Raw genomic sequence first — 19,205 nt, 5'->3', positions numbered from 1 at the left:
ATCCGGCAAGAGAGGCGACCACAAATGGTCGCCTTTTTTATTACAGCAGCTCCCGCGCCGCCGACACAATGTCATGTGCCGTCAGGCCATACTCCTTTTGCAAGAAGTCCTGCGTTCCCACCTGACCATATCGTTCCTTCACCCCCACCCGCCGCATAGGCACCGGACAGGTTTCCACCAGCACTTCCGCCACCGCCGACCCCAGCCCGTTGTGAATGCTGTGATTTTCGCAGGTCACAATACGCCCGGTTTTCTCGGCATAGTTTTTCACCAGCATCCGATCGATGGGCTTCAGGGTAAACATGTCGATGACCGCTGCGCTTACCCCCTCCTGCTCCAGCTGGCGCGCCGCCTCCAGCGCTTCCGCCACCATAATGCCGTTAGCAATCAGGGTAATATCGGTTCCCTCGCGCAGCACGTTGCCCTTGCCGATGGTGAAGGTTGACCCCGGGGCATACACACTCGGCGCCTGTTTACGGATGGTCCGCACCCAGTAAAAGCCTTCCAGGTCGATAAGCTGACGCAGCACATCTTCGAACATCACCGCATCGGTCACCTCCAGCACCACTGAATGCGCCAGACCGCGCACGATGCCCATATCCTCAAACGACATATGCGTCCCGCCGTTGTGGCAGGCCGTCACGCCCGCATCCGAGGCAATCACCTTCACGTTATTGCGCTGGTATTCCAGGGACATAAACAGCTGGTCGAAGCAGCGACGGCTGGCAAAGGCGGTAAAGGTATGGACGAACGGCTTACGTCCGGTGAGCGACAGCCCGGCGGCCGTCCCAATCACGTTGGCCTCCATAATGCCGCAGTTGATAACGTGCTGTGGATAATCACGCGCTACGCCGTCCATCGCCATCGAACTCATCAGATCCGCTTCGAGCGCAATGATCTCGCTCCCGGCCTCAATCTGTTTTGCCACAAAACCCGCGTAGACCTTACGCATCTCAACGGCATCTTTCTGTCCTGTCGGTGCAACCTTAATCATGTGAAGCCTCCAGTTGGCGAATCGTCTCGTTAAGCGCCGCTTTGCTCTCCTCGGTTAATCGCAGGTGATGCGAGTTGCTGAGCTGTTCAAGGTATGGCACCCCCTGCCCTTTAATGCTGTCGAGGATCACCACCCGCGGACGCGCATCAGCCTCAGGGATCGGCGCGGTCACCTCCAGCAGCGCCGGAATGTCATCCCCTTTCACCGTCACCACGTCAAAACCAAAGGCGCGGAATTTGCCTTCCAGGTCGAAGGCGCTGATGATTTCGTCCAGCTCGCCGTCGAGCTGCTGTTTGTTCCAGTCCACGAATACCGTCAGGTTGTTCAGTCGATGGTGAGCGATAAACTGGAAGGCTTCCCAGCACTGCCCTTCATTCAGTTCTCCGTCGCCAACGATGCAAAACACCCGGTTTGGCCTTCCTGCCAGCTTGTGCGACAGCGCCATGCCGCCAGCGATGGAGATCCCCTGCCCCAGTGAACCGGTGGTGGCATCCACGCCGCGTGTTTTCAGGCGATCCGGGTGACTTGGCAGACGCGTCCCGTTCTGGTTCAGCGTGCTCAGCTCTTCAATCGGGAAGTAGCCCTTAATCGCCAGCGTGCTGTACAGCGCCGGCCCCGCATGGCCTTTCGACAGCACAAAGTAATCGCGCTCTGGCCAGTCCGGATCGGCCGGGTCAATTTTCATCACCGCGCCGTACAGAACGGCCAGCGTTTCAACGACTGACATGCTGCCACCGTAGTGACCAAAACCCAGCTGCGTAAGGGATTTCAGCGTCTCAAGGCGGATCTGACGCGCCAGGTCGGTTATTTCATTCTCATTCATGATTTGGCTCCGGGGTTTTCCTGCGCGTTACCGCTGGCAGGTTTGTTTTTAGCGAAGACGTTGTAGGCCACCAGCAGCGCGAACAACACAACAACCAGTCCGGTGATGGCAAGCGGCGACAGGAAGCGTGCCAGGTTGCCCAGCACAATCCCGACCGCACCAAAATCAGCGTCCGAGAAGGTCGTATTCGCAAAGCCAATTGCGCCCAGAACAGGCAGCAGCAGGACCGGGAGGAAGGTGATCAGCAGGCCGTTAGCAAAGGCGCCAATCATTGCCCCGCGGCGTCCACCGGTGGCGTTACCGAACACGCCCGCCGTTGCGCCGGTGAAGAAGTGCGGCACGACGCCCGGGAGGATCAGCACCCAGCTAAACTGACCGCAGATGAACAAGCCCACAATCCCGCCGAGGAAGCTAAACAGGAAGCCAATCAGCACCGCGTTTGGCGCATACGGGTAGACCACCGGGCAGTCCAGCGCAGGCCGCGCATTGGGCACCAGTTTTTCCGAGAAGCCGGTAAAGGCCGGGACGATTTCCGCCAGAATCAGGCGCACGCCCTGCAAGATGATGAACACGCCTGCCGCGAAGGTGATGGCCATAATGATGGCGTATACCAGGTAGTTTTGGCCGCCGCTGAAGGTGGCCTCCACGTACTCACGTCCGGCGCTCACCGCCATGATCAGGTAGATAATCATCATGGTCAGGGAGATGGAGATTGAACTGTCACGCAGGAAGCTAAGGTTCTTCGGCAGGTTCATCTCTTCGGTGGAGCGCGAGCCTTTCCCGACCTTGCTGCCAATCCAGCCGGACAGCACGTAGCCCAGCGTGCCGAAATGACCGAAGGCGATCTCATCGTTGCCGGTAATACGCTTCATATAGCGCTGCGCAATCGCCGGGAAGAAGGCCATAATCAGGCCGAGGATCAACGAACCGGTAAAGACCAGCCCGACCCCCTCGAAGCCTGCAACCGTCAGGATCACGCCGATCATGCATGCCATGTAGAAGGTGTGATGCCCGGTGAGGAAGATGTATTTCAGGCGGGTAAAGCGCGCAACAATAATATTCGCCACCATCCCGAAGGCCATAATGAGCGCGGTGGAAGCGCCATATTTCTCCAGGGCAATCGATACAATAGCTTCATTGTTGGGAATAATGCCCTGAATATTAAAGGCGTGCTCAAACATACCGCCGAGCGGATTTAAAGAGCCCACCAGCACGGTTGCGCCGCCGCCCAATACAATAAAGCCGAGAATGGTTTTAATTGTGCCTTTTACCACATCCGAAAAAGCTTTTTTCTGCGCCACCAGACCAATCAGGGCAATTAACCCGACCAGCACTGAAGGGACTTTTAAAATATCAACAACGAAATTCAGCGTTTCAAGGATAAACATATCCACCTCGCCTTATCAGGATTATTGTCTTTCGAACCAGGCGCGCAGCTGCGCTTCGAGTTCGTTGATATCGATGATATTGTTGATTACCACCAGCTGGCTTTCCGGCACGCTGGCGCTGGCGGCAATGTCTTTTGCCATTACAAACAGGTCCGCCGCGCCCGGCGTGGCCGAGGAGAGATCGGAGTGTTCAACCTCTGCCTCAATTTCCAGTTTTTTGAGCACCTTTTTAATATTCATTTCGACCATAAAACTGCTGCCCAGGCCGGAGCCGCAAATAGCCATGATTTTCATTGTTATCCCCTTTTTTGAGTAGAGTACGCCCCATCACGCTGACGCGTAATGTTGAGATGAATCGGATTAAATAATTAAATCAGAAGCGATCGATGATGGTTTTTATCTCCTCCAGCGTATTCGCCCGATGTAATTCAGCCATATCTTCGTCGCTGGAAAATAATTCCGCTAAGGCCGAGATCATTTCGATATGGCTATCCTTGTCCGGCGCCGCCAGCATCACAATCACATCGACGGGGTCAAACTCACCGGCACCAAAAGAGACACCCTGTTTCAGTTTTAACAATGACAGGCCAAGTCCTTTCGCCCCTTCTTCCGGTCGCGCATGTGGCATTGCCAGCCCTGGAGCCAGCACATAGTAGGGACCTAACGTGTGGTGCTGCTCGATGATAGCCGTAACATATTCCGGCGCGATAACCTGCAAATCCAGCAGCGGTTTCGCGCACAGTTCCAGCGCCTGGGGCCAGCTTTCAACGCTATCCTGTAGGATGATGGTTGTATCATATATCCACTTTTTGAGCATTTTTCACTCCCGCTAAAGACCAGACATGGGCAAACTCTATTCAACCCATCAATCAATGACTGCGATCGCGATCACAAAGATAGCGCTACCAACGACTAACATGCAGAACTGTGATAGCGCTATCAAATTGCTATCATGGTGCGAAATCACAGCAAAAAAAGGGATTTAAGGCGTATACTGCCTGTCACGTAAAATGAAGGATGAAACTGAATCGCGTCCTGTCAGCAGGAAGATGTATGTCTTTAACTCGAAAACGGCGCAGTACCGGAAAAGTAACGCTCGCGGATGTCGCACAGCTTGCCGGCGTAGGCACGATGACTGTTTCCCGTGCCCTCCGCACGCCCGAACAGGTTTCCGATAAACTGCGTGAAAAAATTGAAGCCGCGGTGCAGGAGCTGGGTTATATGCCCAATCTTGCCGCCAGCGCACTGGCATCGGCGTCGTCATGGACGATCGCGATGGTAGTTCCCAATCTTTCCGAAGCTGGCTGTTCCGAGATGTTCGCCGGGCTACAGCAGGTGCTCCAGCCAGCCGGATATCAGATCATGCTGGCGGAATCTCAGCATCGTCTTGAACAGGAAGAGAAACTGCTCGAAACGCTGCTGGCCTCGAATATCGCCGCGGCGATACTGCTCAGCGTCGAGCACTCCGATACCGTACGCCACTGGCTGAAAAACGCCTCTATCCCGGTGATGGAAATGGGTGCAATGCGTGCCGATCCGATTGATATGAATATCGGGATTGATAACGTCGCCGCCATGTATGAACTTACCGAGATGGTGATTCAGCGTGGCTACCAGAATATCGGCCTGCTGTGCGCTAACCAGGAGCAGTGGATTTTTCAGCAGCATTTGCAGGGCTGGTACAAGGCGATGCTGCGCCACCACCTGTCGCCGAACAGAGTGATTAATGCCGCCATGCCGCCGAACTTCTCCACCGGCGCGGCACAACTGCCAGAGTTCCTGCTGGCGTGGCCGGAACTGGATGCGCTGGTGTGCGTATCAGATGAACTGGCCTGCGGCGCGCTGTATGAGTGCCAGCGTCGACGCATCAAAGTGCCGGACGATTTAGCGGTCGTGGGCTTTGGTGACAGCGACGTCAGCCGCGTCTGTCAGCCGCCGCTGACAACGATGGCAGTACCGCATCGCAAGATTGGGATTGAAGCCGGGAAAGCGTTACTGGAACGTCTGAATGACGGAGACTGGCGCGATCATAAACCCATCGCGTCCAGCCTGTGTATGCGGGAAAGCTGTTAAGGCTTACTCAGCCTCTTCCTCTTTTTCCGCCTTATTTTCCGGTTTAGCGGATTCGTTTTTGGCGTTGCGGGTCATCCACAGCGCCAGTGCTTTAAGGGAATCTGGCGTGAACTCGTCGCAACGCGCGGTGATCTCTTCCGGCGTCATCCAGCACACTTCGCTCACTTCCTCTTCCTGCAAGGCGAAAGGTCCGTGGGAAACGCAGCTAAACAGCCCGCCCCAGACGCGACAATGTTCATCTTCGAAATAAAATTGCCCGTGCTCGGCAAACGGCACGCCAGCGATACCTAACTCTTCTTCCGCTTCACGACGCGCGGAATCCAGCAATACTTCATCGGCCTGCACAACGCCACCTGCTGTGGCATCCAGCATACCAGGAAGAAAATCTTTGGTGTCGGTGCGACGCTGGACCAGAATCTTGCCCATGCCATCATGAACAACGATGTAAGTCGCGCGGTGACGCAGACGCTCCGCACGCATTTGTTCGCGGCTGGCCTGCGCGATCACTTCATTCTCTTCGCTGACAATGTCAACCCACTCAGTACTTGCCAAATGATTCTGCTCCACCATCGGGAAACCTTCTCGTCTAAGCGCTCTTTCGGCGCGTTTGCAGTTGTGGTGTAACTTACGGATTAATCGCTATCTGCGCAATAACTTGCTGATCATTAAGTGCGATAACGCTTAATGTCCCGTCTTCATACATGCCGTAGCTTGCCGGATTGCCGCCTTTAGGAATGCTGACAGACCCGGGATTAAAGTGATAAAACGCCCCGCGTTTTTCCGCCACCGGAATATGAGTATGACCATAAACCAGGACATCGCCAGCGGCGAGTGACGGCAGGTTATCCGGGCCGAACAGGTGCCCGTGGGTCAGGAACAAACGGCTGTTTTCCATCAACACCTGTTGCCAGGGAGCGGTGATGGGAAAATTCAGCAGCATCTGGTCAACTTCGCTGTCACAGTTGCCGCGAACGGCGATAATGCGCGAGGCAAAATGATTAAGTTTTTCCGCCACCTGCGCGGGAGCGTAGCCTTCCGGCAACGCATTGCGTGGGCCGTGGTTTAACACGTCGCCCAGGATCACCAGCCATTGCGCTCCGCTTTGGGCGAACAGAGAAAGCACGCGTTCGGTCGCGGGCAGCGATCCATGAATATCCGACGCAAACATCAGTTTCATCAGTTACTCCTCAGGAATTCAGACTGCCCCTATCATACCTCAAGCGCCCCGTCTTATCAGCCCGCGCGCTTAGCAGAGAGTGCCAGATAGCGCTGTACCGACGCGCGTTGCCACTGGAATGTGGCGTAATCCACCAGCAGCTGTGGGACGTCATCGCCGTTGAGGATCAAGCGATTGAGCATCAGCGCCAGATCGGTGTCGGCAATACACCACTCGCCAAACAGGTTGGGGTTACCCTGCGCCAGCAGCGATGAGGCAGTTTCGATCAGCTTCCGGGCGCTGGATAAGCCTTCCTCGCTGAGGGCGGGCTTTTTGACGCCAGCGAACACCACGTCCGTAGAGCGTTCTGTGCGAATCGGCACCAGGTCGCTACGCAGCCATGCCTGGATCTGGCGAGCGCGGGCGCGCTTTTGCAGATCGTGAGGATAGATGCGTTCCCACTCTGGCGGGGCAAAGCGGTCCTCAAGATACTCGTCAATCGCCGAGGATTCACTCAACTCAAAACCGTCGATCTCCAGCACAGGGACTCGGCGAGTGAGCGCGTAGCCCTGCCACTGGGGCTTCAGATGTTCGCCGCTGTCCAGGTCGACGGTTTTCAGACTAAAAGTAAGCCCCTTTTCTGCCAGCGCCACATAAACGCTCATGACATAAGGAGAAAAAAAGTTCGCATCGGACCACAACGTTATTACAGGCTGGCTCATAACATCCTCATCGGCTGATCGGTTTTCACTCAACATATAATCTCTTTGCCTCGCTGTCACTTGATGAAAACTCACGATTTACAACAAGCACCTATACTGATTTTTTATGGCAACACTATTCGCACTGACAGGAGTTGAGAATGATAGATCTCTATTATGCCCCCACCCCTAATGGCCATAAGATCACCCTCTTTCTCGAAGAAGCCGAAGTGGACTACCGGATCATTCGCGTGGATATCAGTAAAGGCGACCAGTTCCGCCCCGTTTTTCTGGCCATATCGCCCAACAATAAAATTCCGGCCATCATTGATAACCTGCCTTCTGACGGCGGCAAACCGTTAAGCCTGTTTGAGTCTGGAGAGATTTTGCTCTATCTGGCAGAGAAAACCGGCAAGCTCCTGAGCGGTGAGTTGCGCGAGCGTCATCACACGCTGCAATGGTTATTCTGGCAGTCGAGCGGCCTGGGGCCAATGCTGGGGCAGAATCACCACTTTACCGCCTATGCGCCGCAGACGATCCCTTACGCCATTGAGCGATATCAGGTCGAAACCCAGCGCCTGTACGGGGTCCTGAACCGTCGGCTGGAAAAATCACCGTGGCTGGGAGGTGAGCATTACAGCATTGCAGATATCGCCTGCTGGCCGTGGATTAACACCCATGAACGCCACCGGATCGATCTGGCCACTTATCCGGCAGTGAACAACTGGTTTGAGCGCATCCGGACGCGCCCGGCCACCGAACGCGCCATGCAAAAAATCCATCAGATTTGAGCCTGCGCCCCGTTGGGTGCAGGTGTTTTCCTCATGTATGATGAGGTGAAAATACTGACACGGAGAAGACCTGCAATGTCCCAGCATGACGCTATTATTCGTATAAAAAACTTACGCTTACGCACGTTCATTGGTATCAAAGAGGAGGAGATCGCGAATCGCCAGGATATCGTGGTGAATGTAGTGATCCACTACCCGGCAGACAAGGCGCGTGCCAGCGAGGACATCAATGACGCGCTGAACTATCGCACGATCACCAAAAGCATCATCCAGTACGTTGAGAACAACCGTTTTGCGCTACTGGAAAAATTAACTCAGGATGTGCTCGACATCGCACGCGAACACCACTGGGTCACTTATGCTGAAGTGGAGATCGATAAACTTCACGCCCTGCGCTACGCCGACTCCGTCTCCATGACGTTAAGCTGGCAGCGCCAGGCGTAAACCTGGAGGTTGTATGAAGATCCTGCTCACCGGCGGTACGGGCCTGATTGGTCGCCATCTCATTCCACGTTTGCAGGCGTTGCATCACGACATTACCGTGGTCACGCGCAGCCCGGAGAAAGCGCGCCAGGTGCTGGGCGTCGGCGTTGAGATCTGGAAAGGCCTGGCGGAAAGGCAGGATCTGAACGGCTTTGACGCCGTCATCAACCTTGCTGGCGAACCTATCGCCGATAAACGCTGGACCGAAGAGCAAAAACAGCGTTTATGCAGCAGCCGCTGGAACATGACCGAAAGGCTGGTTGAGCTGATTCGCAGCAGCGAGACGCCGCCTTCGGTGCTGATTTCAGGTTCTGCTACAGGCTACTATGGCGATCTCGGTGAAGTGGTGGTGACCGAAGAGGAGCCGCCGCACAACGAGTTTACCCATAAACTCTGCGCCCAGTGGGAGCGCATCGCCTGCGCGGCGCAAAGCGATCGTACCCGCGTCTGCCTGCTGCGCACCGGCGTGGTACTTGCGCCGAAGGGCGGTATTCTCGGTAAAATGCTGCCGCCGTTTAAAATGGGGCTTGGCGGGCCCATCGGCAATGGTCGTCAGTATCTGGCGTGGATCCATATCGAGGATATGGTCAACGGCATTCTCTGGCTGCTGGATAACGACCTGCGCGGGCCGTTTAACATGGTGTCTCCGTATCCGGTACGTAATGAACAGTTTGCTCACGCCCTGGGCCATGCCCTGCATCGCCCGGCGGTGCTGCGCGTGCCTGCAACGGCGATTCGTCTGTTGATGGGTGAGTCTTCGGTGCTGGTGCTGGGCGGGCAGCGCGCGCTGCCAAAACGGCTGGAAGCGGCCGGGTTTACGTTCCGCTGGTATGACCTGGAAGAGGCGCTGGGGGATGTGGTGCAGTGAATATGTTAGAGTTATACGCCATGTCTGGATGATATGGCGTAACTATGGCAACCATCACCACAACCCGGCTCCATCTCGCCCCTTTCGAACCTTCTGACTGGGCGTTCTTCCGCTCTCTGCGCGAAGACCCCAACATCATGCGCTATATGGCCGCTATCACGCCGGAAAAAGAGACGCGCCGCGTATTTGCCGCGCGCCTGATGGCGGAGCATGTCTTTGTAATCCGTCTGCATAACGACATTACGCCGCTCGGGGATATCGGCCTGCAAATCAGTGCGGCGAACCGTGAAGAGGCGGATATTGGCTACACGGTTGTGCCTGCCGCGCAGGGAAAAGGCATTGCCAGCGAGGCGCTGCGCGCGGTGTGCGAGTATGCATTTAACCAGACGGGCGTGAAGGCGATAAACGCGTACGTGCTGGCGGATAACGTCGGGTCGGTGCGGGTCCTTGAGAAAGCGGGTTTTGTGCGCACACAGGTGCTGGAGAAAGCGTACGAGATTAACGGCGTACGGTACGACGACTGGGTGTATCGGCTGGAGTGTTGAGTGCCGGGCGGCACTGCGTTTGCCCGGCCTACGGGGTTTGTAGGCCCGGTAAGCGAAGCGCCACCGGGCAATTGCGCGGCTCTGCGGGCTGATGCCCTCTTTACTTCAGAGATCCTTTCAGGAACTGCTGCAAACGCGGGCTTTGCGGGTTCGCCAGCACCTCATCGGGGTGCCCCTGCTCTTCAATTTTCCCCTGATGCAGGAAGATAACGTGGTTAGAAACGTTACGGGCGAAGCCCATCTCGTGCGTCACCACCACCATCGTTTTGCCCTCTTCCGCCAGCTTTTGCATGATGCGCAGTACTTCGCCAACGAGTTCAGGATCCAGCGCGGAAGTCGGTTCGTCAAACAGCAACACTTCCGGCTCCATCGCCAGCGCACGGGCGATGGAAACACGCTGCTGCTGCCCCCCTGACAGGTGCACCGGATATTTGATCTGCTGCCGCTCGTCGATACCCACTTTCGCCAGGTATTTGACCGCACGCTCGCGGGCTTCCTGCTTGCTTAAGCCGAGCACCTGAACCGGCGCTTCCATCACGTTCTCCAGCACCGTCATGTGGCTCCAGAGGTTGAAGTGCTGGAACACCATCGTCAGGCGTGTGCGCAGCAGGCGCAGCTGGTTTTTATCCGCCACTTTAAGCTGGCCGTCTTTATCACGGACCATATTGATGTTCTGTCCGCTCACCACAATCGACCCTTCGCTCGGTTTTTCGAGGAAGTTGATGCAGCGCAGGAAGGTACTTTTACCCGAACCTGATGAGCCGATAATACTGATCACGTCACCCGCGTTAGCCTCCAGCGACACCCCTTTCAGCACTTCATGTTCGCCGTAGCGCTTGTGCAAATCAATTACGTTTAATTTGTTCTCAGCCATCATAAATTCTCAGTGCGTCGACGGTTTTATATGCTGTAACCAGCGTTTTTCAGCCTTACGGAACAGGCTGATCAGGACGTAAGAAATGATCAAATAGAGCACTGCCGCAATGCCAAACGCCGTAAACGGCTGGTAGGTGGCAGAGTTAATATCGCGGGCAATCTTTAACAGATCCGGTACCGTGGCGGTAAACGCCAGTGCCGTCGAATGCAGCATTAAAATCACTTCGTTGCTGTAGGCCGGCAGCGCAATACGCAGCGCCGAAGGCAGAATAATACAGCGGTAGAGCTTCACGGACGAGAAGCCGTACGCGCGCGCCGCCTCGATCTCACCGTGCGGCACAGACCGGATGGCCCCGGCGAAGATCTCGGTGGTATAGGCGCAGGTATTGAGCGTCAGCGCCAGCACCGTACAGTTCAGGCCGCTGCGGAAGAACGCGTTCAGCATCTCGGTGCCTTTCACGATCTCCAGCGTGTACATCCCGGAATAGAACACCAGCAGCTGCACGTACAGCGGCGTACCGCGAAACACGTAGGTGAACAGCCAGATCGGGAACTGGATAAATTTATTGTTCGACACGCGGCCAATGGCGAGAAACACCGCCAGAATGCCGCCCATTACCACCGAGGAGATCAGCAGCCACAGCGTGATCGCCACGCCAGTAAAGCGGTAGCCATCCGTCCACAGCAGGGATTTCCAGTACTCCTGAATAATCTCAATCACAGGTCAGCCCTCTTCACACCCACGGAGTAGCGACGTTCGAGCAGAAGCAGCACACCATTGGAGACGGTCGTAAAGACCAGATAAATTACGCCGCAAACCACCGCAAAATAGAAAGGTTCCCAGGTGCTTTTACCCGCCAGCTGCGTGGCCTTCACCACATCTTCCAGACCCAGCAGGGAGACCAGCGCCGTTGCCTTGAGAATAACCTGCCAGTTGTTACCGATGCCCGGCAGCGCGTAGCGCATCATGGCCGGGAACATGATCCGGCGAAACGTTTGTGAGGAGGTAAAACCGTAGGCGGTCGCCGCTTCAATATGCCCTTTCGGCACGGCCATGTAAGCGCCGCGGAAGGTCTCAGTGAAATAAGCGCCGTAGATAAAACCAAGGGTAATAATACCAGCCACCATCGGGTCGATATCGATCTGCTCCATGCCGATGGCATCCGTCACGCCGTTAAGTGCGATTTGCAGGCCGTAAAAGATCAGCAGCATCAGCACCAGGTCAGGCACGCCGCGAATCAGCGTGGTATAGCCTTCAAATATCAGCGCCAGCGGTCTGTTGGCGGATAATTTTGCCCCCGCGCCCGCCAGGCCTATCAGCACCGCCAGCACCACGGAGCTGATAGCCAGCTCAAGGGTGACAAGCGCGCCCTGTAAAATAACGCCAGAAAATCCGTACAGCATACCGCGTGCCCTGTCGTCTCGTGAGTGGTGGAACCGTGTCTTTTCCCCTCCCGCAACGGGAGGGGCCGCACGTTATCAGACGGGGCGATTAGCCGCCGTAAACATTAAAATCGAAGTACTTTTTCGCCAGCTTGTCATAGGTGCCGTCCGCGCGCATCTCGGCGAACGCTTTGTTCAGGGCTTCACGCAGTTCGTTGTCTTCTTTACGCAGGCCCATACCGGTACCGACGCCAAAGAGTTTTTCGTCCTTAATGGACGGACCGCCGAACTTGTAATCTTTACCCACAGGCTGTTTCAGGAAGCCTTCGCTTGCCGCCACTTCATCCTGGAATGCCGCGTCAATGCGGCCTGCCGTGAGGTCTGCGTAGATGTTTTCCTGGCCTTGGTAAGAGACAATTTCAATCCCCTTTGGCGCCCAATGCTCGTTGCCGTAGGTTTCCTGCGTCGTACCCTGCAACACGCCCACGCGTTTGCCTTTCAGAGATTCAAGGGTTGGCTGAATGTCAGAGGATTTCGCCACCACCAGACGTGAGTCCGCCGCATAGAGTTTGTCCGTGAAGGCAATCTCCTGCTGACGTTTTTCTGTGATGGACAGGGAGGACATGATCACGTCAATTTTCTTCGCTTTCAGGGACGGGATCAGCGCATCCAGCGGGTTTTCAACGTAGGTACATTGCGCTTTAATGCGTTTGCACAGCTCGTTAGCCAGATCGATGTCAAAACCGACCAGTTCCCCCTTCGCATTCTTCGATTCGAAAGGTGCATAGGTTGGGTCAGTTCCAATACGAATTTTCTGCGGAATTGCTGCGAATGCCGCGGTGGCGCTGGAAAAAGCCAGTACCAGAGAAAGTGACAACACCAGTTTTTTCATATCTGTCCTCAACAAACTGTCTTAATACGAGATTTTTACGACGACGGGGTGTTGTTAATGTGCCATTAATCCCCTCATTCAGGCAAAGATTAATGCCTTTGAACGGGAATTTTTGCATTATAAATGCTTAACTATGCACACAACGATCCAGTATGGTGCATGTGTTGCACCATACTGGAACATAACCCCGCCGGGATGCACCACTTCAGTGCATCTCATTCAGGCATTAATCACCGTAGACGTTGAAATCGAAGTATTTCTTCGCCAGTTTGTCGTAGGTACCGTCTTTACGCAGCTCATTAAAGGCTTTGTCGAAGGCGGCTTTCAGCTCGGTATCATCCTTACGCAGGCCAATACCGGTACCGTCGCCAAAGTATTTTTTGTCTTTTACCGACGGGCCAGCAAAGGCGTACTCTTTACCCGCAGGCTGTTTCAGGAAGCCTTCGCTCGCGGCGACTTCATCCTGAAACGCGGCATCCAGACGGCCTGCCGCCAGGTCAGAGTAGATCAGATCCTGGTTCTGGTAAGCCACAACATCGACGCCCTTCTCGCGCCAGTTAGCATTGGCGTAACCTTCCTGGGTCGAGCCCTGAAGCACGCCAACATGTTTGCCTTTCAGCGAGTCGATGGTCGGCTGGATTGGCGAGCCTTTCGCGGCAATCAGACGTGAGTCGGCAGCGTAGAGCTTCTCAGAGAAGGCGATCTCCTGCTGACGTTTTTCCGTGATGGAAAGAGAAGAGATAATGGCATCAATTTTCTTGGCTTTCAGCGACGGGATCAGCGCATCAAAGTCACTGCCCACCCATGTGCATTTCACTTCCATGCGTTTGCACATCTCATTTCCCAGATCGATATCAAACCCCACGAAGTCGCCTTTCGCATCCTTGGAGGAGAATGGCGCGTAAGTTGCGTCTGTACCGATACGAACTGTCTGTGGAAGCGCTGCATAGCTACTTGCTGCTGCACTCAAGCCCACGAGCAAAGACAGAGCCAGAACCGTCTTCTTCATACATTTACCCTCAAGAACCGTGATTTTATTATGGTTTATGTTGTGTGTTGTGTTGCAGGCTGTTCTTGCAGGTCTTATGCCACATTGTCGTCGGGTTAAAACTACGACGTTAAATATGTTAATAAAACGTTGCGATACTGCCTTAATGGTGAAAGATAGCAGGTCTGCCGAACGAACCGGAAAGAGAAAAAGGGAAAAAGCGGATTAAATGTCGAGGATATGATCGCGGTTGCAGTTTTGCCCTGAAACAGGGCAAATTGTCTTTTCATGCACCTTGTTTGTGCACAGCTTCACGCCCCCTGCCAGCGGGTAAAGAGATCTTCCGGCAGGTCGATATCGAACTGATCCAGTACGCGGTTAACGGTCTGGTTGATGACATCGTCCAGCGTTTGCGGACGATGATAGAACGCGGGGACCGGCGGCATAATCACGGCCCCCAGTTCGGCTGCCTGCGTCATTAAACGCAGATGTCCCAGGTGCAGCGGCGTTTCCCGCACGCAGAGCACCAGAGGACGACGCTCTTTCAGCACCACATCCGCTGCACGCGTCACCAGCGTGTCGGTATAGCTGTTTACAATGCCGGAAAGGGTTTTAATCGAACAGGGCAAAATAACCATGCCGGCCGTTTTAAACGAGCCCGAAGAGATGCTGGCGGCGATATCGCGGGCATCGTGGACAACGTCAGCCAGGGCCTGAACGTCGCGCAGAGAGAGATCGGTTTCAAGAGAGAGGGTCTGACGCGCCGCCTGGCTCATCACCAGATGGGTTTCTACGCCTGCAACGTCACGCAGCACCTGTAAAAGCCGGACGCCATAAATCGCGCCGCTGGCACCGCTGATCCCTACAATGAGTCGTTTCATGATTTTCGCCCTTGCTGATTTCAGGGCAGACTGTGCAGGATTTTACGGGGAGTTGCAAGTGAGGGCGAGCGCCCTCACCTGCATACGCATCAACCTTCGTTGTGCATCTCTAAGCTTTCGAGATCGTTTTGCAGCTGGACGGCTTTCGCATCGTCGTTACGCAGCGAATCCAGATAGTCGAGATACTGCTGGTCAACGTCTTTCGTTACGTAGATCCCATTGAATACCGAGCATTCGAACTGCTGAATATCCGGGTTCTCGGCGCGCACCGCGTCGATCAGATCGTTCAGATCCTGGAAAATCAGGCCGTCGGCACCGATGATCTGCCGAATTTCGTCTACTTCACGACCGTGAGCAATCAGCTCGTTAGCGGTTGGCATATCAATGCCATACACGTTCGGGAAGCGAATTTCCGGCGCTGCGGAGGCGAGATACACTTTCTTCGCCCCGGCCTCACGCGCCATCTCGATGATCTGCTCAGACGTCGTGCCGCGCACAATGGAGTCGTCCACCAGCAGCACGTTCTTGTCGCGGAACTCGGCACGGTTAGCGTTCAGCTTACGACGTACGGACTTACGACGCAGCTGCTGGCCCGGCATGATAAAAGTGCGGCCCACGTAGCGGTTTTTTACGAAGCCCTGACGGTACGGCTTGTCCAGAATACGGGCAATTTCCAGCGCGATATCACAGGAGGTTTCAGGGATTGGGATCACGACATCAATGTCGAGATCGTCCCACTCGCGGGCAATCTTCTCGCCCAGCTTCGTCCCCATGTTGACGCGCGCGCTGTAAACGGAAATCTTGTCGATGAACGAGTCCGGACGCGCGAAGTAAACGTATTCGAACAGGCACGGGTTGCTCACCGGGTTGTCGGCGCACTGACGGGTAAACAGCTGGCCCTTCTCAGTGATGTAGACCGCTTCGCCTGGCGCGACATCACGCAGGAATTCGAAGCCCAGAGTGTCCAGCGCCACGCTTTCGGAGGCAACCATGTACTCGGAACGGCCATCGCCGAGGTCACGTTTGCCAAGCACCAGCGGGCGAATGCCGTTTGGATCGCGGAAGGCCACCATGCCGTGACCGATGATCATCGCCACGCAAGCATACGCGCCACGGATCAGGCGGTTAGTCGCGGCAACGGCGGCAAAAATGTTGTCTGCTTCCAGCGGATAATGGCGGAAGTTATCCAGTTCGCTGGCAAAGATATTGAGCAGGATTTCAGAATCAGAGGTGGTGTTAATGTGGCGACGTTTCTCTTCGAACAGCTTTTTACGCAGCTCGTGGGCATTGGTCAGATTGCCATTGTGGGCAAGCGTGATGCCATACGGGGAGTTAACGTAAAAAGGCTGAGCCTCAGAGGCGCTGGAACTGCCAGCAGTAGGATAACGAACGTGACCGATCCCCATATTACCTTGCAGACGCTGCATATGGCGGGCTTCAAACACATCGTTTACCAGGCCATTCGCCTTGCGTAAACGGAAGCAGTTGTTTGCATCAATGGTGATGATACCCGCAGCATCCTGCCCACGGTGCTGAAGCACCGTTAACGCGTCATAAATCGACTGGTTTACCGGCATGAAACCGGCGATACCGACAATACCGCACATTCGTCTTTTCCTCGTTAAGCCACATCTCAGGGTTTATGCCCTGGGCAAGAAACTCGACGAGCTTTGCAGATAGTCAAAGAACCATCTGATGATGAAGCTGAACTCCGGAATGAGCTGCGATTTTTGCCAGTCTTCACTTTTGGAGAACCCGGTAAAGGTATCCAGGAAGAACAGGATCGCGGCCACAATGAGCACGCCTCGCAACGCGCCGAAACAGATGCCGAGTACCCTGTCCGTTCCTGACAGACCGGTTTTCTCGACCAGCTGACCTATCACGTAATTGACGATAGCGCCGACAATCAGCGTCGCGATAAACAGCACCGCGATGGCGATTCCGTTTCGGACCAGTTCATCTTCAAAGCCCGTGAACCAGACAGACAGGTAAGTGTAGTAATGACTGGCAACAAAGAAAGCACAACCCCAGGTTACCAGCGATAACGCTTCACGAACAAAGCCACGGATCAGGCTAACCAGACAGGAAAAACCAATCACCGCAATGATGGCGTAATCAATCCAGACCATATGTGTCCCACGATTAAACGCCCTGTCATCCAGTTCGGGGCGAATTCTAACAGAAAAAGAAAACGTTTGCGTAGGGATTTCCTTCCCACGCGTAAATAAAAAAGGCGCTGAAAAAATGCTCAACGCCACCGCACCTTTGACGTTTCTGTGAACGTCTGCCTCCCCCTCACCCCGGCCCTCTCCCCTTTGGGGAGAGGTTTAGGGTGAGGGGGGAATTTCTATCAGTTTGCGCTGTAGTTCATCACCACACCGCTCAGGCCGGAGATTTGCTTCAGCTCGCCAAGCGAACCTTTGAGCTTATCTTTAGACGCATCCGGCCCCACGAGGATACGGGTAATTTTACCCTGTACTGGCGTGGTGGGTGAAGTATAAACACGGTATCCCGCGCCGCGCAGTTTACTCACGATCTCATTGACCTTATCTGCATTTTTCAACGCACCGAGCTGAACGACATAGGCTTTACCCGTAGGGGCGGCCTCCTGCTGGGTCTGTTTGGCCGGTGGCGGCGTTTCCGTTGCCGCAGCCAGCTGCTCGTCGGCTTTGTCACGCTGCGGTTTAGGCTGCGTTTTCTCTACCGGCTTCGGTTTTTCAACCGGTTTGGGTTGCTCTACCGGTACAGGATCGATTTCAACGTTGTTATTCGCGGCCAGACGCGACGGATCAAGAGACGGCGCGGCTGCATCACCTGCGCGCACCTCTTCCGCTGCACCTTCTGGCGGCTGGGCAGGCAGCGCCTGCGTTGCCGCTGGCAGCATATCGGGCTCGTCGCGATCGCCCGGTTTGGGTACCAGCGGAATGGCCGCAAATTCATCCTGGTAATGCTTTTTTTGCCCGTCGAGCAGTCCCGGGAGAATAATCACCCCGAGCGCGACCAGCACAATGGTTCCTGTTAAACGGTTCTGAAACTTACTCGCCACCGGTTCTCCCCGCGTCCATCACTTCCATGACATGTGCCACCGTGTGGAATGACCCACACACCAGCACGGTATCTTCTGGTTTAGCCTCCGCCATCGCGGCACGCCAGGCCGAAACCACACTGTTGTAGATTTCGCCTTTGCCGAGATGTTCCATCAACTGCTCAGCAGTCGCGCCGCGCGGCCCTTCCAGAGGAGCACAATACCAGCTATCGACCACACTCTCCATGCAGGCCAGCGTGCCGCCGATATCTTTATCATGAAGCATACCGATAACCGCCAGCACGCGCCCGGTTTTTGGTAACGATTTGAGACGTCCTGCGAGGTACGCCGCCGCATGCGGGTTATGTGCAACATCCAGAATCAGACGCGGTGACTCACTTACAATCTGAAAACGTCCCGGCAGCAGTGCGTTCTGAATGCCGTCGCGGATCGCCTGCTCACTTACCGCTAATCCGCTGGCGCGCAGGGCTGCCAGCGCAGTCGCCGCGTTAGGCTGTGGCACCTGCGGAAGGGGCAGACTCTCCAGCACGCCCTGCGCATCGCTGAAGCGCCAGCCTTTGTCCTGCACCTCATACTGCCAGTCCACGCCGCGACGCAGCAGACGAGCGCCCTTCTCTTTCGCTACCTCAGCAATGGTATGCGGCATGTCCGGTTCGCCTACCACGGCAGGCTTATTGGCCCGGAAAATACCGGCCTTCTCACGGCCAATGCTCTCGCGGTCCGGGCCCAGCCAGTCGGTGTGATCCAGCGCGATGCTGGTGACGACGGCGACATCCGCATCCACCATATTGGTGGCATCCAGACGCCCGCCCAACCCCACTTCCAGGATCACCACGTCCAGCTGCGCCTGCTTAAACAGCCACAGCGCCGACAGGGTGCCGTATTCGAAATAGGTTAATGAGGTTTCGCCGCGCGCCGCTTCGATAGCGGCAAACGACGCCGTATGGGCGGATTCCGCCAGCTCGGTGTTTTGCACGCGCACGCGCTCGGTATAGCGCACCAGATGCGGCGAGCTGTAAACGCCAACCTTGTACCCCGCCGCCATCAGGACAGATTCCAGCGTGCGGCAGGTGGTGCCTTTACCGTTAGTGCCGGCCACGGTAAATACGAAAGGCGCGGGTTTCAACACGTCAAGACGCGCGGCAACCTGGCTTACGCGCTCAAGGCCCATGTCGATAGTTTTACTGTGCAGGTTTTCCAGATAAGAAAGCCACGCGGCCAGGGGCGACGTGGCTTGAGGAATGCTTTTATTTTCCATGATGCCCGGTTGTCATTAACGGTTTAGAAAGCAAAAGGGCAGCGCCATTCGGCCCTGCC

23 protein-coding genes are annotated in these 19,205 nt (G+C 55.4%); 5 read left to right on the top strand and 18 right to left on the bottom strand.

The annotated features are described in order from the left end of the window. Positions 1-40 precede the first annotated feature (40 nt). The 5 genes from SK62_RS06105 to SK62_RS06085 form a co-directional block, all read right to left on the bottom strand. Positions 41-994, bottom strand: a complete 954-nt coding sequence (locus SK62_RS06105) for a transketolase family protein (RefSeq protein WP_039270273.1) — start codon at positions 992-994, stop codon at positions 41-43. Beyond that, positions 987-1,817 carry a transketolase gene (locus SK62_RS06100; protein WP_015572264.1) on the bottom strand — a complete coding sequence of 277 codons (831 nt, stop codon included), beginning with the start codon at positions 1,815-1,817 and terminating at the stop codon, positions 987-989. The genes SK62_RS06105 and SK62_RS06100 overlap by 8 nt, the downstream gene beginning before the upstream one ends. Further along, positions 1,814-3,205, bottom strand: coding sequence for a PTS ascorbate transporter subunit IIC (locus SK62_RS06095; RefSeq protein ID WP_017383437.1), 1,392 nt, complete (start codon positions 3,203-3,205; stop codon positions 1,814-1,816). Before SK62_RS06095 ends, SK62_RS06100 begins: the two co-directional genes overlap by 4 nt. A gap of 21 nt (positions 3,206-3,226) precedes the next feature. Beyond that, complete coding sequence (locus tag SK62_RS06090; protein ID WP_003861447.1) at positions 3,227-3,499, bottom strand: PTS sugar transporter subunit IIB; 273 nt, start codon at positions 3,497-3,499, stop codon at positions 3,227-3,229. Positions 3,500-3,578: 79 nt separating this feature from the next. Beyond that, positions 3,579-4,022, bottom strand: coding sequence for a PTS sugar transporter subunit IIA (locus tag SK62_RS06085; protein WP_032648961.1), 444 nt, complete (start codon positions 4,020-4,022; stop codon positions 3,579-3,581). 236 nt (positions 4,023-4,258) lie between these two features. Here SK62_RS06085 and SK62_RS06080 point away from each other — a divergent pair, with 236 nt between their 5' ends. Then, positions 4,259-5,278: a LacI family DNA-binding transcriptional regulator gene (locus SK62_RS06080; protein ID WP_017692998.1), complete on the top strand. Its 1,020-nt coding sequence runs from the start codon at positions 4,259-4,261 to the stop codon at positions 5,276-5,278. Between the two features lie 3 nt (positions 5,279-5,281). Here the strand turns inward: SK62_RS06080 and yfcD are convergent, their stop codons facing one another. The 3 genes from yfcD to yfcF are packed head-to-tail and all read right to left on the bottom strand — an operon-like array spanning position 5,282 to position 7,156. Next, a complete protein-coding gene (gene yfcD, locus SK62_RS06075) occupies positions 5,282-5,848 on the bottom strand; it encodes an NUDIX hydrolase YfcD (protein ID WP_006811396.1) in 567 nt (188 codons plus the stop codon). Positions 5,849-5,903: 55 nt separating this feature from the next. Next, positions 5,904-6,455 (bottom strand): phosphodiesterase, encoded by a 552-nt coding sequence (gene yfcE, locus SK62_RS06070; RefSeq protein ID WP_003861437.1) that lies wholly within the window; start codon positions 6,453-6,455, stop codon positions 5,904-5,906. A 56-nt stretch (positions 6,456-6,511) separates the two neighbouring features. Next, the gene (gene yfcF / locus SK62_RS06065) at positions 6,512-7,156 is read right to left on the bottom strand and encodes a glutathione transferase (RefSeq protein ID WP_017692996.1); all 645 of its coding nucleotides are present in this window, start codon (positions 7,154-7,156) and stop codon (positions 6,512-6,514) included. Between the two features lie 140 nt (positions 7,157-7,296). Here yfcF and yfcG point away from each other — a divergent pair, with 140 nt between their 5' ends. The 4 genes from yfcG (at position 7,297) to SK62_RS06045 (ending at position 9,822) form a co-directional block, all read left to right on the top strand. Next, complete coding sequence (gene yfcG, locus SK62_RS06060; protein WP_003861434.1) at positions 7,297-7,926, top strand: GSH-dependent disulfide bond oxidoreductase; 630 nt, start codon at positions 7,297-7,299, stop codon at positions 7,924-7,926. 75 nt (positions 7,927-8,001) lie between these two features. Further along, positions 8,002-8,370, top strand: a complete 369-nt coding sequence (folX, locus tag SK62_RS06055) for a dihydroneopterin triphosphate 2'-epimerase (protein ID WP_003861432.1) — start codon at positions 8,002-8,004, stop codon at positions 8,368-8,370. Between the two features lie 13 nt (positions 8,371-8,383). Next, on the top strand, positions 8,384-9,277 hold the full coding sequence (locus SK62_RS06050; RefSeq protein WP_023295087.1) for a TIGR01777 family oxidoreductase: 894 nt from the start codon (positions 8,384-8,386) through the stop codon (positions 9,275-9,277). 44 nt (positions 9,278-9,321) lie between these two features. Further along, the gene (locus SK62_RS06045) at positions 9,322-9,822 is read left to right on the top strand and encodes a GNAT family N-acetyltransferase (RefSeq protein ID WP_045338084.1); all 501 of its coding nucleotides are present in this window, start codon (positions 9,322-9,324) and stop codon (positions 9,820-9,822) included. Positions 9,823-9,922: 100 nt separating this feature from the next. Here the strand turns inward: SK62_RS06045 and hisP are convergent, their stop codons facing one another. The 10 genes from hisP to folC all read right to left on the bottom strand — a co-directional run bounded on the left by hisP (position 9,923) and on the right by folC (position 19,146). Next, positions 9,923-10,696: a histidine ABC transporter ATP-binding protein HisP gene (gene hisP / locus SK62_RS06040; RefSeq protein ID WP_003861426.1), complete on the bottom strand. Its 774-nt coding sequence runs from the start codon at positions 10,694-10,696 to the stop codon at positions 9,923-9,925. A 9-nt stretch (positions 10,697-10,705) separates the two neighbouring features. Next, positions 10,706-11,419, bottom strand: a complete 714-nt coding sequence (locus SK62_RS06035; RefSeq protein WP_003861424.1) for an ABC transporter permease — start codon at positions 11,417-11,419, stop codon at positions 10,706-10,708. Further along, on the bottom strand, positions 11,416-12,102 hold the full coding sequence (locus tag SK62_RS06030; RefSeq protein ID WP_015572256.1) for a histidine ABC transporter permease HisQ: 687 nt from the start codon (positions 12,100-12,102) through the stop codon (positions 11,416-11,418). Before SK62_RS06030 ends, SK62_RS06035 begins: the two co-directional genes overlap by 4 nt. 88 nt (positions 12,103-12,190) lie before the next feature. After that, positions 12,191-12,973 carry a histidine ABC transporter substrate-binding protein HisJ gene (gene hisJ, locus SK62_RS06025; protein ID WP_003861421.1) on the bottom strand — a complete coding sequence of 261 codons (783 nt, stop codon included), beginning with the start codon at positions 12,971-12,973 and terminating at the stop codon, positions 12,191-12,193. 226 nt (positions 12,974-13,199) lie between these two features. Further along, the gene (argT, locus tag SK62_RS06020) at positions 13,200-13,982 is read right to left on the bottom strand and encodes a lysine/arginine/ornithine ABC transporter substrate-binding protein ArgT (protein ID WP_015572255.1); all 783 of its coding nucleotides are present in this window, start codon (positions 13,980-13,982) and stop codon (positions 13,200-13,202) included. Between the two features lie 290 nt (positions 13,983-14,272). Next, positions 14,273-14,842 (bottom strand): UbiX family flavin prenyltransferase, encoded by a 570-nt coding sequence (locus tag SK62_RS06015; RefSeq protein ID WP_015572254.1) that lies wholly within the window; start codon positions 14,840-14,842, stop codon positions 14,273-14,275. Positions 14,843-14,931: 89 nt separating this feature from the next. Continuing rightward, entirely contained in the window at positions 14,932-16,449 is a 1,518-nt protein-coding gene (gene purF, locus SK62_RS06010) for an amidophosphoribosyltransferase (RefSeq protein ID WP_006811407.1), read from the bottom strand. Positions 16,450-16,482: 33 nt separating this feature from the next. Then, positions 16,483-16,971 (bottom strand): colicin V production protein, encoded by a 489-nt coding sequence (gene cvpA, locus SK62_RS06005; RefSeq protein WP_000262116.1) that lies wholly within the window; start codon positions 16,969-16,971, stop codon positions 16,483-16,485. Positions 16,972-17,192: 221 nt separating this feature from the next. After that, positions 17,193-17,888, bottom strand: a complete 696-nt coding sequence (gene dedD / locus SK62_RS06000) for a cell division protein DedD (protein WP_017383444.1) — start codon at positions 17,886-17,888, stop codon at positions 17,193-17,195. Beyond that, on the bottom strand, positions 17,878-19,146 hold the full coding sequence (gene folC, locus SK62_RS05995) for a bifunctional tetrahydrofolate synthase/dihydrofolate synthase (RefSeq protein ID WP_045343830.1): 1,269 nt from the start codon (positions 19,144-19,146) through the stop codon (positions 17,878-17,880). The genes dedD and folC overlap by 11 nt, the downstream gene beginning before the upstream one ends. Positions 19,147-19,205: the final 59 nt, after the last annotated feature.

It is taken from the genome of Enterobacter sp. BIDMC109 (assembly GCF_001037885.1).
GTDB lineage: Bacteria > Pseudomonadota > Gammaproteobacteria > Enterobacterales > Enterobacteriaceae > Enterobacter > Enterobacter hormaechei_C.
The sequence above is the reverse complement of the archived record's forward strand: the minus strand, read 5'-3'. Positions and strand labels throughout refer to the sequence as shown.